Raw genomic sequence first — 13,775 nt, forward strand, 5'->3', positions numbered from 1 at the left:
CCGCGCGTTCGTCAGGAGGTCAGCCGCGCCACACGTCGGCGGTCAGCGTGACCTTCCCGGAGGCCGGGACGGTGGCGGTGCGGTTGGCGCCGCTCTCCCAGGTGACGTTGCCGTCGCCGTCCTTGCGGACGTACTTGTACGCGAACGAGGTCCCGGCGGGCAGGTTCACGTCCAGCTTCCAGACGGGGTACGCGGCCGGGTCGAGCTTCGGCGCGAGGGCCGGGTTCCAGTTGCCCAGGGCCGCCTGGTCGCCGGTGACGTGGATGTTCTGGCCGGGCTGGGTGGTGGCGTTGACGCCGAAGGAGGCGCCGGACGGGCCGTCGCCGGGGTTCGGGTCAGAGCCCCCTCCCCCGCAGGTCCGGGCGTCCACGTGCAGGGCGAGGGCGGTTCCGGCCGGGACGGTGGCGGTGAACCGGCCGGACCCGTCGACGCTCACCCCGTTGCCGGACTGCACATCGCAGTAGTCCCCGGCGGGCAGTGAGGTCTGGAAGGTCCGGGTGAGCGCCGAGCCCTCGTGGTTGATGGCGACATACGCCTTGTCGCCCCGGCCGAAGGCGATCCGGTCGCCGCCGTCGTCCCACCAGTCGGTGACGGCCCGGCCGCGTGCGGCGTTGCGGAGGCCGACCATGGAGGAGATCTCGCGCCAGTCGTGCTGGCACTTCCAGCCGTCGCTGTAGCAGGCGTTCACCTGGCCGCCGTTCGGCGGTCCGGCGGCGTGGTCGCTGAACTCGTAGCCGGAGTGGACGTCCGGGGAGCCGTAGGGCCAGGCCAGCATGAAGACGTTGGCGAGGGTGTAGGCGGAGCCGTTCTTGTAGTTGAGGGTGTCGCCGACGCGCTCGGTGTCGTGGTTGTCGACGAAGACGGCGGACTTGCCGGACTCCATGAAGCCCCAGCCCTCGCCGAAGTTCTTCAGGTGGGCCAGGTTCTCGTGGAGGAAGACCTGCTTGAGGCTCCGCCCGTACCGGAACTCCTGGACGTCGCCGGTGCCGAGGTACTCGGAGGGCGATACCGCCTCGCCCGCTCCGAAGATCGCTTCCTGCTTCCAGTAGACGTTCGGATCGCTCAGCCGGGACTTGATGTCCGCGAGGTCGGCGGCGGGCATGTGCTTGGCCGCGTCGATCCGGAAGCCGTCGACGCCGAGGGAGAGCAGGTCGTTGAGGTAGCCGGCGATCCTCCCGCGTACGTAGTCCTCGCCGGTGTCCAGGTCGGCGAGGCCGACCAGTTCGCAGTTCTGGACGTTGGCGCGGTCGTTGTAGTCGGTGATCTCGGCCCGGCAGTCGTCGAGGTCGCTGCCGGAGTAGAGGCCCGGGTAGTCGTACTTCGTGTACGCGGAGCCTCCGGTGCCGGTGCCGTCGCCCGCCGCCATGTGGTTGATGACGGCGTCCGCGACGACCTTCACACCCGCCGAGTGACACGTGTTCACCATGGCACCGAAAGCGGCCCGGTCGCCGAGGCGACCGGCGATCCTGTAGCTCACGGGCTGGTAGGAGGTCCACCACTGGCCGCCCTGGATGTGCTCCTGGGGCGGCGAGACCTGGACGTAGCCGTAGCCCGCCGGACCGAGGGTGTCCGTGCAGGCCTTGGCTATGGAGGAGAACTTCCACTCGAACATCACGGCCGTGACGTCCCTGTCGCCCGGGGCAGCGGCCTGTGCGGCGGGGGCGGTGCCGAATCCGGTGGGGATGACGAGGGCGGCGGCGCCGGCCACGAGGGCGAGGGCGGCGGACAGGGGTCTGCGTGCCATGTCTTTTCCTCCTGCGGGTGGGGGAAACGCGGGGGACGGTGCAGCCTCTGCCGGCAACGCGCCATGCCCTCAAGGCTCCTGAAGGTTCTTGCTGCAAGAATGCAAACCTTGCCGCGGACCAGACCGTACGAGGCCACCAGGCACCGGTCAACCCTTTGGACACCTCCCGCTCACACCGGCGAAACAAGCCAGTTCTCCTCGCGATTTCTTGCTGCAAGGTCTTTCGCAAGATATTGCGGGCCTGTTACGTTGCATGCGACTCAGGTCACGACAAGGAGAGGCGCCCGGAGTCGCTGAAACTCCCCGCCGGCCCTTCCTGGGCCGACTCCTGGCGCCTCTCCTGTACGTGCCGGTGTCCCGTTCAGTCGCTGCGTACCGCCGCCGTCGAGCCGCGTACCACCAGCTCCGGCTGGAAGACGTACTCGGTGCGCTGCACCGGGCTCCCGCCGATCTCTTCCAGCAGCGCGCCCACCGCGGCCGATGCCATCGCCTGCACGGGCTGGCGGACCGTGGTCAGCGGCGGGTCGGTGAAGGCGATGAACGGCGAGTCGTCGAAGCCGACGACCGAGACGTCGCGCGGCACCTCAAGGCCTCTCCCCCGGGCGGCGCGGACCACGCCGAGGGCCATCAGGTCGCTGCCGCAGACGATGCCGGTGCAGCCGGCGTCCAGCAGGGCACCCGCCGCCACCTGGCCGCCCTCGACGCTGAACAGCGTGGAGCAGACGAGCAGTTCGGCCTCGGAGCGGTCCATGCCGAGCACGGAGACGGCCGCCTCCACGAACCCCTCGCGCTTGCGGCGCGAGGGGACGTAGCGCTGCGGGCCTATGGCCAGGCCGATCCGGCGGTGGCCGAGATCGGCGAGGTGCCCGATGGCCATCCGCACGGCAGCGTTGTCATCGGGCGAGACGAACGGGGCGCTGATGCGCTCGTTGTAGCCGTTGATCAGGACGAACGGCACGCCGCGCTCGCTGAGCGCGGCATACCGCCCCGGGTCGGCGGAGGTGTCCGCGTGCAGCCCGGACAGGAAGACGATGCCGCCGACGCCCCGCTCCACGAGCTGCTCGACGAGTTCGTCCTCGGTGGCTCCGCCGGGCACCTGGGTGCAGAGCACGGGTGTGTAGCCGTGCCCGGCCAGCACCTGTTCGACGGACTGGGCGAACGCCGGGAAGATCGGGTTGGTGAGTTCGGGCGTCACCAGGCCGATCAGTCCGGCGCTGCGCTGCCGCAGCCGTACGGGCCGTTCGTAGCCCAGGATGTCGAGCGCCGCGAGCACCCGCTGACGTGTGGAGTCCGCGACGCCCTGCTTCCCGTTCAGGACCCGGCTGACCGTGGCCTCGCTGACCGCCGCCTGTCCGGCGATGTCGGAGAGGCGGGGTCCGGCGGTGGCCCTGGGCGCGGGCAGTGTCACACCGTCCACCACACCGTGGTGTCGGCGGGCAGCTCGGCCTCGGCGCCGTCCACGGTGACCGGGGAGCTGGCGAGCAGCACCCGGCCGCGGGCCGCGATGCGGACGGGGGCACCGGTGGTGTTGACGGTGCAGACGAAGCCGGGGCGGGCGAAGACGAGGACGCCTTCGGGGGCCTGGAGCCATTCGACATCGGTGCCCGCGCCGAGGCCCGGGTGTTCCCGGCGGGCGGCGATGGCGGCCCGGTACAGCTCCAGGGTGGAGCCCTCGACGCCGGTCTGCGCCTCGACGGACAGCTCGCCCCAGCCGGCGGGCTGCGGGAGCCAGCTGCCGCCGTCGCCGAAGCCGTACGAAGTGCCCTCGCGGGTCCACGGGATCGGGACGCGGCAGCCGTCGCGGAAGCCGTCCTGGCCCTCGGCGCGGAAGAACGAGGGGTCCTGGCGGGCCTCGTCGGGCAGGTCGGTGACGTCGGGCAGGCCGAGCTCCTCGCCCTGGTAGACGTAGGCGGAGCCGGGCAGGGCGAGCATCAGCAGGCTGGCGGCGCGGGCCCGGCGCAGGCCGAGTTCGCGGTCGCCGGGGGTACGGATCTGGGTGCCCAGGCCCGCCGGGTTGGCGAAGCGGGTGGCGTGCCGGGTGACGTCGTGGTTGGAGAGCACCCAGGTGGTGGGCGCGCCGACGGGGCGCATCGCGTCGAGCGAGACGTCGATGACCTTGCGGAGTTCCTCGGCGTCCCAGTCGGTCGCCAGGTACTGGAAGTTGAAGGCCTGGTGCATCTCGTCGGGGCGCACGTAGTTGGCGGTGCGCTCGACGGTGGGGGTCCACGCCTCGGCGACGGCGATCCGCCCGCCCGTCACCCGCCGCCCCTCCGAGGAAGGCCCTCCGGCCGCCATCGTGTCCGGGTACTCGTCCAGGATGGTGCGCCAGCTGCGGTAGATCTCGTGGACGCCGTCCTGGTCGAAGAAGGGCATGACCTCGTTGCCGAGCAGCTTGAGCTGGTCGTGGGCCCCGAGGTCGGGCAGACCCTCGGCCTTGACGAGGCCGTGGGCGACGTCGACCCGGAAGCCGTCGACGCCCATGTCGAGCCAGAAGCGCAGGATGGAGCGGAACTCGTCGGCGACGGCCGGGTGCTCCCAGTTGAAGTCGGGCTGTTCGGGGGCGAAGAGGTGCAGGTACCAGTCGCCGGGGGTGCCGTCCGGGTTGGCCGTACGGGTCCAGGCGGGGCCGCCGAAGATGGACTCCCAGTCGTTGGGCGGGAGTTCGCCGTTCGCGCCCTTGCCCGGGCGGAAGTGGTAGCGCTCGCGCAGGGCGGAGCCGGGGCCCTCGGCCAGGGCGCGCTTGAACCACTCGTGCTGGTCGGAGGAGTGGTTGGGGACCAGGTCGACGATGATGCGCAGGCCCAGGCCGTGGGCCTCGCGGATCAGCGCGTCGGCGTCCAGCAGATTGCCGAACATCGGGTCGATGGCCCGGTAGTCGGAGACGTCGTAGCCCGCGTCGGCCTGCGGGGAGGCGTAGAAGGGGGAGAGCCAGACCGCGTCGACGCCCAGGTCCTTCAGGTGGGGCAGGCGGGCGGTGACGCCGGCGAGGTCGCCCATGCCGTCTCCGTTGCCGTCGGCGAAGCTCCGTGGATAGACCTGGTAGATCACCGCGTCCTGCCACCAGCCGGTGCGGTGGCCCGGGGCGTCGTCGGACGTGCCGGTGGAGGGGGCAGCGAGGTGCTGGGTCATGTCGTCCCTGGGGTGTCGGGGTGGGGGGCGGCGCAGGGTGACCGGGTCGGGGTTCCCACGCCGCCGTGACGGGTGCGGTGGTGCGTGCGGGTTCTGGCGTCCAGGAGGTTTCTCAGCCCTTGACGGCTCCGGCGGACACGCCGGTGACCAGGTGCTTCTGCGCGAACAGGAAGACCAGGGCGGCCGGGACGGCGATGAGGACGGAGGCTGCGGTCATCGGGCCCCACTGGGCTCCGTACTGGTTGACGAACTTCTGGAGTCCGCCGGCCAGTGTGAGGTTCTCGTCGCCGACCAGGAACGCGGAGGCGTAGGCCACCTCGCCCCAGGCGGTGATGAAGCAGTAGAACGCGGTGACCGCGAGGCCCGGCTTGGCCAGCGGCAGGACGAGCCGCCAGAAGGTGCCGAACGGGGTGAGGCCGTCGACCTCGCCCGACTCGTCGATCTCGCGGGGGATCGTGTCGAAGAAGCCCTTCATCATCCAGGAGCAGAACGGCACCGCGATGGTGAGGTAGGTGATGACGAGCCCGGCGGGCTGATTGAGCAGTCCGAGCTTCGACATGATCGTGTAGATCGGCACGATGAGGACGGCGACCGGGAACATCTGGGTGATCAGCAGCGTCCACATCAGCCCTCGCTTGCCGGGGAAGCGGAAGCGGCTGACGGCGTAGCCGGTGGTGGCGGAGACGAAGACGCCGATCGCGGTGGAGAGCCCGGCGACGATCACGGAGTTGGCGAACCAGTTGAGGAACTCGGTGTCGCGGATCAGGTTCGTGTAGTTGACGAACGTCGTCTCGCGGAAGAAGTCCGTGGTGGTCGCGTACTTGGCGGGCTTGAGCGAGGTCAGCAGGACCCACAGCACCGGGAAGACCGCGATCACCGAGGCGGTGATCAGGGTGAGGTGCAGCCCGACCGAGGCGAGGGCCGAACGCTCGCCGCGGAGCCGGACCTTGGGCACGGCATGGCGCGCGGAGGTGTCGGTAGCGGTGCTCACCAGTTGTCTCCCTGGGTGCGCAGGACTCGCCGGTAGATCACGGCGAAGATCATCAGCAGGACGAGGATCAGCACGCCCCACGTGGAGGACTGGGCGTAGTCGCGCGGGCTGATCTCGAAGGAGAACTTGTACGCCTGGGTCACCAGGATCTGGGTCGCCTCACCGGGTCCGCCGCGGGTCAGCAGGAAGATCACCGGGAACATGTTGAAGGTCCAGATGGTGGAGAGCAGGATCACCGTGGTGGAGACCGGGCGCAGTCCGGGCAGCGTGATGTGACGGAAGCGCTGCCAGGCGGTCGCGCCGTCCATCTCGGCCGCCTCGTACTGCTCGGAGGGGATGGACTGGAGTCCGCCGAGGAGGGCGACCATCATGAACGGGATGCCGAGCCACACGTTGACGGCGATCACGGAGAACTTCGCCCAGGTGGGGTCGTTCAGCCACGGCATGCCGTCGATCCCGGCCCCGCCGAGGATCTGGTTGAGCAGTCCGCGGTCCTCGTTGTAGAGGAAACGCCAGGCGAACACCGAGACGAAGCCCGGGATGGCCCAGGGCAGGATGAGCGCCATGCGGTAGGCGGAGCGCCCGACGATGCGGCGGTTGAGGATGTTGGCGAGGCCCATGCCGAGCACGAACGTGATGCTCACGCAGGAGACTGTCCACACCAGTGTCCAGCCGAGCGTACCGAGGAACTGCGAGCCGGACAGCGCGTCGACGTAGTTGTCCATGCCGACGAACTCGTAGGTCGCGGGCACTTCGTTGACGCCGATGGAGCGGGCGACATTGCGCTCGGTGGCATCGGTCATCGACAGGTAGATGCCGCGGACCAGCGGGTAGCCGATGATCACGCCGATCACGATGACGACCGGGGCGACCATGGCCCAGGCGTACCAGTGGACCGACAGGGCCCGCCGGAAACGGCCGGGCTTCGGTGGTGGGGTGCCAGTACCGCGGCTCCGGCCGCGGGCGGTGTTCCCGCCCGCGGCCTTCACCACCGACTGGCTGGTGTGGACAGCCATCAGTCGGCCAACCTTCCTGTTACTTCCAGTCCTTCAGGAGCTTGCGGTACGCGTCGCCGGTGGCCTTGGCGGCCTTCTCCGGCGTCGTCTGGCCGGTGAGGACCTTGGTGTACTCGACCCGGAGCGGCTCGAAGAGGCTGCCGCCCTCGGGAATCCAGGGGCGCTCGACGGCGGTCTCGACGATCGGCTTGAAGAAGCCGACGATCTCGCTGTTGACGGCCTGCTTCTTGGCGTACGCGGAGTGGCGCGTCGGCAGCAGGTTCAGCTCACCGGCGGCGGTGGCCTGGGCTTCCACGGACGTCATGTACTCGACGAAGGCATAGGAGGCGTCGAGGTTCTTGGAGCCCGCGTAGACGGCGAGGTTGTGGCCGCCCTGCGGGGCGCCCTGGGCTGCGGAGCCGGCCGGGACCGGGGCGATGCCCAGGTTGTCCTTGTCCGTGAACTCCTCGCCGGTCAGGGTGTCGGCGACGGCCCAGGGGCCGTTGATCATCATCGCGACGTCGCCGTTCTTGAACGACTGCATCATGTTCTCCCAGCCGTCCGAGGCGTCCGTCTTCGCGGTGCCGTCGTCGACCAGTTCCTTGACCGCCTTGAAGGCCTTGACGCCCTCGGGCTTGTCCACGGTGACGGTCCTGGACCCGGCGTCGACCAGGTCGCCGCCCTCGCCGTAGAGGAAGGGGAGGAAGAAGTACGGGTCGTCACCGCGCAGGTAGAGGCCGGTCTTGCCGGTCTTTTCCTTGATCTTCTTGGCGGCGCTCTTCAGCTCGTCCAGGTTGGCCGGGGCCTCGACGCCCGCCTTCTCCAGCAGCTTCTTGTTGTAGAAGATGCCCATGGAGTCGATGACCTGCGGGACGGCGTAGGTCTTGCCCTCGTACTTGGTGGACGCGACGGCCTGGTCCAGGAAGTCGTCCTGGTTCTTCAGGGCGGGGGTGCCGTCCAGCGGGGCCAGGTAGCTGAGGCTGGCGAAGTCCGGCGTCCAGGCGACCTCGGAGCGGATCACGTCGGGGGCGTCGCCCGTCTCGGCGGCGTTCTTGAAATTGTTCTGCGCTTCGCCGAAGGGCACGTTGACGTACTTGACGTCGACCTTCGGGTGCTTCTTCTCGAAGCCTTCGGCCAGCTTCTTGAAGACCTTGTCCTCGCTGCCGGGGCTGGAGGTGTCCCACCAGGTCACCGTGCCGGAGAGCTCGCCCGAGCTCTTGCCGCCGCCGGACTCGCCGTCGCCGCCGCAGGCGGTCGCCGCGAGCGCCAGGGCCGCGACCAGGGCGGTGGCCGTTATGCCACGTCGCATCTGAACTCCTTCAACTGCCGTACCGCTCCGTCGCGGCGCCGGGTCGACGTGAACGTAACAAGGATGAAAGACCGCCGAAAGACCTTGCGGAAGATTTCTGCAAGCGCTGGTGATCGTTACATTCGCGTGTCCGCAAGGTTGCCGTCAAGCCCCTTGACGAGGGCCCTCCGCCCCTGGCAGGGGCAGGCCAGGCACGACGTGTCCGCGGTGCGACGATCCGACCGCAGGGAGCAGCCCAGGACCGCAAGACCTTGCAAGATGTTGCCGAGGAGCCCTCCCAGTAGCACTTCGCCAGGTCTACCGGTGGCGCATCGCGCACGGTGGGCAATCGGACACGAGCCCGGTAAGGTCCCATCCCATGACCGCACGGCTTGCCGATATCGCAACTCAGGCGGGGGTCAGCGAAGCGACGGTCAGCCGAGTCCTGAACGGCAAGCCCGGAGTCGCCGCGACCACCCGCGAATCCGTCCTCGCGGCACTCGACGTGCTCGGCTACGAACGCCCCGTACGGCTGCGCAGGCGCAGCGCGGGACTGGTCGGCCTGATCACCCCGGAGCTGGAGAACCCGATCTTCCCGGCGCTGGCACAGGTGATCGGCCAGGCACTGACCCGGCAGGGCTACACCCCGGTGCTGGCCACCCAGACCCCCGGCGGTTCCACCGAGGACGAACTCACCGAAATGCTGGTGGACCGGGGCGTTTCCGGCATCATCTTCGTCTCCGGGCTGCACGCCGACACCTCGGCCGACATGCAGCGCTACGAGCAACTGCGCGGCCAGGGCGTCCCCTTCGTCCTGGTCAACGGCTTCTCCGCCAAGGTGCAGGCGCCGTTCATCTCACCCGACGACCGGGCGGCGATGCGGCTGGCGGTGACGCACCTGGTGGCGCTGGGCCACACCCGTATCGGACTCGCGGTGGGCCCCAAGCGCTTCGTGCCGGTGCTCCGCAAGATCGAGGGCTTCCACTCCACGATGCGGGAGCAGCTGGGCCTCGCCCCCGACGACGTGGAGGAGTTGATCCAGCACTCTCTGTACACACTGGAGGGCGGTCAGGCCGCCGCGTCCGCCCTGATGGAGCGCGGCTGCACGGCCGTCGTGTGCGCGAGCGACATGATGGCGCTCGGGGCGATCCGGGCGGCCCGCAGGCTGTCCAGGGAGGTCCCCCGGGACCTCTCCGTGGTCGGCTACGACGACTCGCCCCTCATAGCGTTCACGGACCCGCCCCTGACCACGATCCGGCAGCCGGTGACGGCGATGGGCCAGGCCGCCGTGCGCACGCTCCTGGAGGAGATCGGCGGAACTCCCGCCCCGCACAGCGAATTCGTCTTCATGCCTGAGCTGGTGGTTCGCGGTTCGACTGCGTCGGGACCCGGACTTCCCTCAGGGGCCCACGCTCATCCTTGAGGCGCAGGACGTGCGTACCGGACCCGACCGGAGGATGATCGAGCGCAGGGGGACGTATCTGGCAGACTCTGTGCCTATGGGTGAAACACACGTGACAGCACACGAAGGCAGGTCCGCGACCAGCCCGTCACCCATCGTGGACGAGGCGGCCCCCGAGGCCCGGCGCGGGAACCGCGCCCTGACGCGACTTCGCTCGCTGCGCTCCCCGCGCCGTCCGCGGCTCTGGTTCGAGATCCTGCTCATCGCGGTGAGTTACTGGCTGTACTCCCTCGTGCGCAACGCCGTCCCGGAGCAGAAGGCCGCCGCCCTCGCCAACGCCGACTGGATCTGGTCGGCGGAGCAGTCCATCGGCCTCGCCTTCGAGGAAACGGTCAATCACGCGGTCAATTCCGTGACATGGCTGATCGTGTCGATGAACTACTACTACGCGACCCTGCACTTCGTCGTGACCATCGGTGTGCTCGTGTGGCTGTACCGCAGCCACCCCGGCCGGTACGCCGCGACCCGCCTGGTCCTCTTCTCGACGACGGCGGTCGCCCTCCTCGGCTACTACCTCTACCCGCTCGCCCCGCCCCGCCTGATGAACGGGGCGAACTTCATCGACACGGTCCTGGTCCACGAGACCTGGGGCTCGATGGCCTCGGGCGACTTCAAGAACATGTCCAACCAGTACGCGGCGATGCCCTCGATGCACATCGGCTGGTCGCTCTGGTGCGGGCTGACGATCTTCGCCCTGGCCAAGGCGCCCTGGGCGCGCATCCTGGGCCTGCTCTACCCGATGGCCACCCTCGTCGTGATCGTGGCCACCGCCAACCACTTCTGGCTGGACGCGGTGGGCGGCATGGCCTGTCTGGCCTTCGGTTACGCGCTGTCCCGCGCCTGGTACGGATCGCTGCCGCACCGGCTGCCGAAGTGGGTGCCGACGGGGAAGAGCCGACTGACCGGGGTGCGCGCGGCCCGGCTGCCACGCCCGGGCCCGGCGGCGGACACACTGGCCCGCGAGGACGCCCCGGCTACGGCGGACGCCCCCGCCCCCGCGACGGCGGTCCGCCACCCGTAGCACGTACGGCGGGCCGCACCGCACCCCCGCCCCCGGGTCGAGGGTGCGGACGGTGGCCCCGGCGGCGGGCCTTTTCCCAGCCCCTCCGGCGCTTGAGGAGCGGGGCCCTCGGCGGCGCCCCGGTCGTTCCGAAGGCTCACCCCGCCCCGTAGAACCGCTCCTCCACCACCGCCCGAGCCCTCCGCGTGATCCGCCGGTAGTCGTCCAATATGTCCCCGACATGCCCCGGCTCGTACCCCAGGTACCGCCCCACCGCCGTCATCTCCCGCGACTCCGACGGGAACGTGTCGCCCGGCCGTCCCCGCACCAGCATCACCGCGTTGCGCACCCGGGTGGCCAGCACCCACGCCTCGTCCAGTGTCTGCGCGTCCTCCGCCGGAATCAGCCCCGCCGCGCACGCCGCGGCCAGCGCCTCGCGCGTACCGGTCGTCCGCAGGCCCGGCTCCGCCCACCCGTGCTGCATCTGCATCAGCTGCACGGTCCACTCGACGTCGCTCAGCCCGCCCCGCCCCAGCTTCGCGTGGAGCGTGGGGTCCGCGCCGCGCGGCATCCGCTCGGACTCCATGCGCGCCTTGAGCCGGCGGATCTCGCGTACGGCGTCCTCGCCGAGGCCCTCCATCGGATACCGCAACGGGTCGACCAGCTCGATGAAGTCGCGGCCCAGCTCCTCGTCGCCCGCTATCGGTTCGGCGCGCAGCAGCGCCTGGCTCTCCCACGCGAGGGACCAGCGCCGGTAGTAGGCCTCGTACGACTTCAGAGTGCGCACCATGGGCCCGGCCTTGCCCTCCGGGCGCAGATCGGCGTCGATCAGCAGCGGCGGATCGGCGGTGGGCAGCTGGAGCAGCCGGCGCATCTCGGAGACGACCGTGTTGGCGGCCCGGCTCGCCTCCTCGTCGCTGACCCCCTCGCGCGGCCGGTGGACGAAGAGCACGTCGGCGTCGGAGCCGTAGCTCAGCTCGTGCCCGCCGAAGCGGCCCATGCCGATGACGGCGAACCGGGTCGGCAGGGTGTCGCCCCACCGCTCCCGTACGGCGGCCCGCAGGGCTCCCGCGATGGTCGCGGCGTTGAGGTCGGTGACGGCCGAGCCGACCCGGTCGACGAGGGCCCCGTGGTCCTGCTCGGCGGGGCTGTCCTCGGTGCCGTACGAGCCGATGAGGTCGGCGGCCGCCGTACGGAACAGCTCGCGCCGCCGCACCCCGCGCACCACCGCGATCGCCGCTTCCGCGCCGTCCGCACGCCCCACCGCGGCCACCACCTCCTGCTCCAGGTGGTCCCGGGTGCGCGGCCGCAGCCCCTCCGGGTCGCCGAGGATCGCCACCGCCTCCGGGGCCCGCAGCAGCAGGTCCGGGGCGAGGCGGCCCGCGGAGAGGACCCGGGCGAGGTTCTCCGCGGCCGCTCCCTCGTCGCGCAGCAGCCGCAGGTACCACGGGGTCTTGCCGAGCGCGTCGGACACCTTGCGGAAGCCGAGGAGCCCGGCGTCCGGGTCGGCGGAGTCCGCGAACCAGCCGAGCAGCACCGGCAGCAGCGTGCGCTGGATCGCCGCCTTGCGGGACACCCCGGAGGACAGGGCCTCCAGATGCCGCAGGGCGGCCGCCGGGTCCGCGTACCCCAGCGCCTCCAGCCGGATCGCGGCGGCCTTCGCGCTGAGCCGGGACTCGGCGGGGGCCAGCTGGGCGACGGCGTCCAGCAGCGGCCGGTAGAAGATCTTCTCGTGCAGCCGCCGTACGACGGAGGCGTGCCGCCGCCACGCCTTGTTGAGTTCGGCGACCGGATCGGTGCGCATCCCGAGCGACCGCCCGAGCCGCCGCAGGTCCGCCTCGTCCTCGGGGACCAGGTGGGTGCGGCGCAGCCGGTAGAGCTGGATGCGGTGCTCCATGGAGCGCAGGAAGCGGTACGCCTCGTCCAGCTGGGCGGCGTCCGCGCGCCCCACGTATCCGCCCTCGGCGAGCGCCCGCAGGGCCTCCAGCGTGGTGCCGCTGCGCAGCGAGCCGTCGCTGCGCCCGTGCACCAGCTGGAGGAGCTGGACGGCGAACTCCACGTCCCGCAGCCCTCCGGGCCCCAGCTTCAGCTCGCGCTCGATCCGGTCGGCGGGGATGTTGTCGACGACGCGGCGGCGCATCTGCTGGACGTCGGGGACGAAGTTCTCCCGGTCGGCGGCCTGCCAGACGAGCGGGGAGACCGCCTCGACGTACTCCGCGCCCAGCTCGGGGTCCCCGGCCACCGCACGCGCTTTCAGCAGCGCCTGGAACTCCCAGGTCTTGGCCCACCGCTGGTAGTAGGCGAGGTGGGAGCTGAGCGTGCGCACCAGCGGCCCGTTGCGGCCCTCGGGGCGGAGGTTGGCGTCGACCTCCCAGATCGTGCCCTCGACGGTGTTCTCGGAGCAGATCCGCATCATGTGGGCGGCCAGCCGGGCGGCGGCCTGCATGGCCTTGGTCTCGTCGACCCCGTCCCGGGCCTCCCCGACGAAGATCACGTCGACGTCGGAGACGTAGTTCAGCTCCTGGCCGCCGCACTTGCCCATCGCGATGACGGCGAGCCGGCACCGCGCGGCGTCCTCGGGCGCGGACGTCCGGGCGATGGCGAGGGCGGCACGCAGGGTGGCGGTGGCGAGGTCGGCCAGTTCGGCGGCGGTCTGGGCGAGGCCGGTGGTCCCGCAGACGTCGCGGGCGGCGAGGGTCAGCAGACACCGGCGGTAGGCGACCCGCAGCGAGTCCGGGTCGACGGCGTCGGCGAGGCCGCGCTCGAACTCGGCGACCCCCGGATGCAGGTCGACCGCCTCGTACGTGACGAGCGCCTGCCAGTCGCGCGGATGCCGGGCCAGGTGGTCCCCGAGCGCCTCGGACGCCCCGAGCACCCCGAGGAGCCGGTCGCGCAGCGGCTTGGCGGTGACGAGGGTGTCGAGCAGCGTCTGCCGCCCCTCGTCCGCCTCGGCCTCCACGAGCCGTACGAGACCGCGCAGGGCCAGATCCGGGTCGGCGGTGGCGCCGAGCGCCTCCAGGAGGACGGGGTCGGACCGTACGGGGGCGAGGTCGGCCACCTCCAGGAGCCGTTCGGCGGCGGACGGGTCGGTGAATCCGTGCCGCAGCAGCCTGGTGAACGTACTGCTTCTGCGCCCCGGCACCGTCGTCATCGCACGCTCTCCTGC

9 protein-coding genes are annotated in these 13,775 nt (G+C 70.7%); 2 read left to right on the forward strand and 7 right to left on the reverse strand.

The genetic code is table 11. The features are described 5' to 3' along the window. Positions 1-19: 19 nt before the first annotated feature. The 6 genes from ACZ5WC_RS01940 to ACZ5WC_RS01965 form a co-directional block, all read right to left on the reverse strand. Complete coding sequence (locus ACZ5WC_RS01940; protein ID WP_468538967.1) at positions 20-1,744, reverse strand: carbohydrate-binding module family 20 domain-containing protein; 1,725 nt, start codon at positions 1,742-1,744, stop codon at positions 20-22. Between the two features lie 361 nt (positions 1,745-2,105). Continuing rightward, on the reverse strand, positions 2,106-3,164 hold the full coding sequence (locus tag ACZ5WC_RS01945; protein WP_468538968.1) for a LacI family DNA-binding transcriptional regulator: 1,059 nt from the start codon (positions 3,162-3,164) through the stop codon (positions 2,106-2,108). Continuing rightward, positions 3,149-4,873: a glycoside hydrolase family 13 protein gene (locus ACZ5WC_RS01950; RefSeq protein ID WP_468538969.1), complete on the reverse strand. Its 1,725-nt coding sequence runs from the start codon at positions 4,871-4,873 to the stop codon at positions 3,149-3,151. The genes ACZ5WC_RS01945 and ACZ5WC_RS01950 overlap by 16 nt, the downstream gene beginning before the upstream one ends. A 112-nt stretch (positions 4,874-4,985) precedes the next feature. Continuing rightward, positions 4,986-5,864, reverse strand: coding sequence for a sugar ABC transporter permease (locus ACZ5WC_RS01955; protein WP_468538971.1), 879 nt, complete (start codon positions 5,862-5,864; stop codon positions 4,986-4,988). Beyond that, a complete protein-coding gene (locus tag ACZ5WC_RS01960) occupies positions 5,861-6,880 on the reverse strand; it encodes a carbohydrate ABC transporter permease (protein WP_468538972.1) in 1,020 nt (339 codons plus the stop codon). Before ACZ5WC_RS01960 ends, ACZ5WC_RS01955 begins: the two co-directional genes overlap by 4 nt. A 19-nt stretch (positions 6,881-6,899) precedes the next feature. Next, positions 6,900-8,168, reverse strand: a complete 1,269-nt coding sequence (locus ACZ5WC_RS01965; RefSeq protein ID WP_468538973.1) for an extracellular solute-binding protein — start codon at positions 8,166-8,168, stop codon at positions 6,900-6,902. Positions 8,169-8,526: 358 nt separating this feature from the next. On the opposite strand from ACZ5WC_RS01965, the gene ACZ5WC_RS01970 reads away from it, so the two are divergent. Further along, complete coding sequence (locus ACZ5WC_RS01970; protein WP_096627630.1) at positions 8,527-9,570, forward strand: LacI family DNA-binding transcriptional regulator; 1,044 nt, start codon at positions 8,527-8,529, stop codon at positions 9,568-9,570. 76 nt (positions 9,571-9,646) lie between these two features. After that, positions 9,647-10,630: a phosphatase PAP2 family protein gene (locus tag ACZ5WC_RS01975; RefSeq protein ID WP_468538975.1), complete on the forward strand. Its 984-nt coding sequence runs from the start codon at positions 9,647-9,649 to the stop codon at positions 10,628-10,630. Positions 10,631-10,766: 136 nt separating this feature from the next. On the opposite strand, the gene ACZ5WC_RS01980 is transcribed toward ACZ5WC_RS01975, so the two are convergent. Next, a complete protein-coding gene (locus ACZ5WC_RS01980; RefSeq protein WP_468538977.1) occupies positions 10,767-13,760 on the reverse strand; it encodes a bifunctional [glutamine synthetase] adenylyltransferase/[glutamine synthetase]-adenylyl-L-tyrosine phosphorylase in 2,994 nt (997 codons plus the stop codon). Positions 13,761-13,775 lie beyond the last annotated feature (15 nt).

The sequence above is a fragment of the Streptomyces sp. NPDC033165 genome, assembly GCF_055577965.1.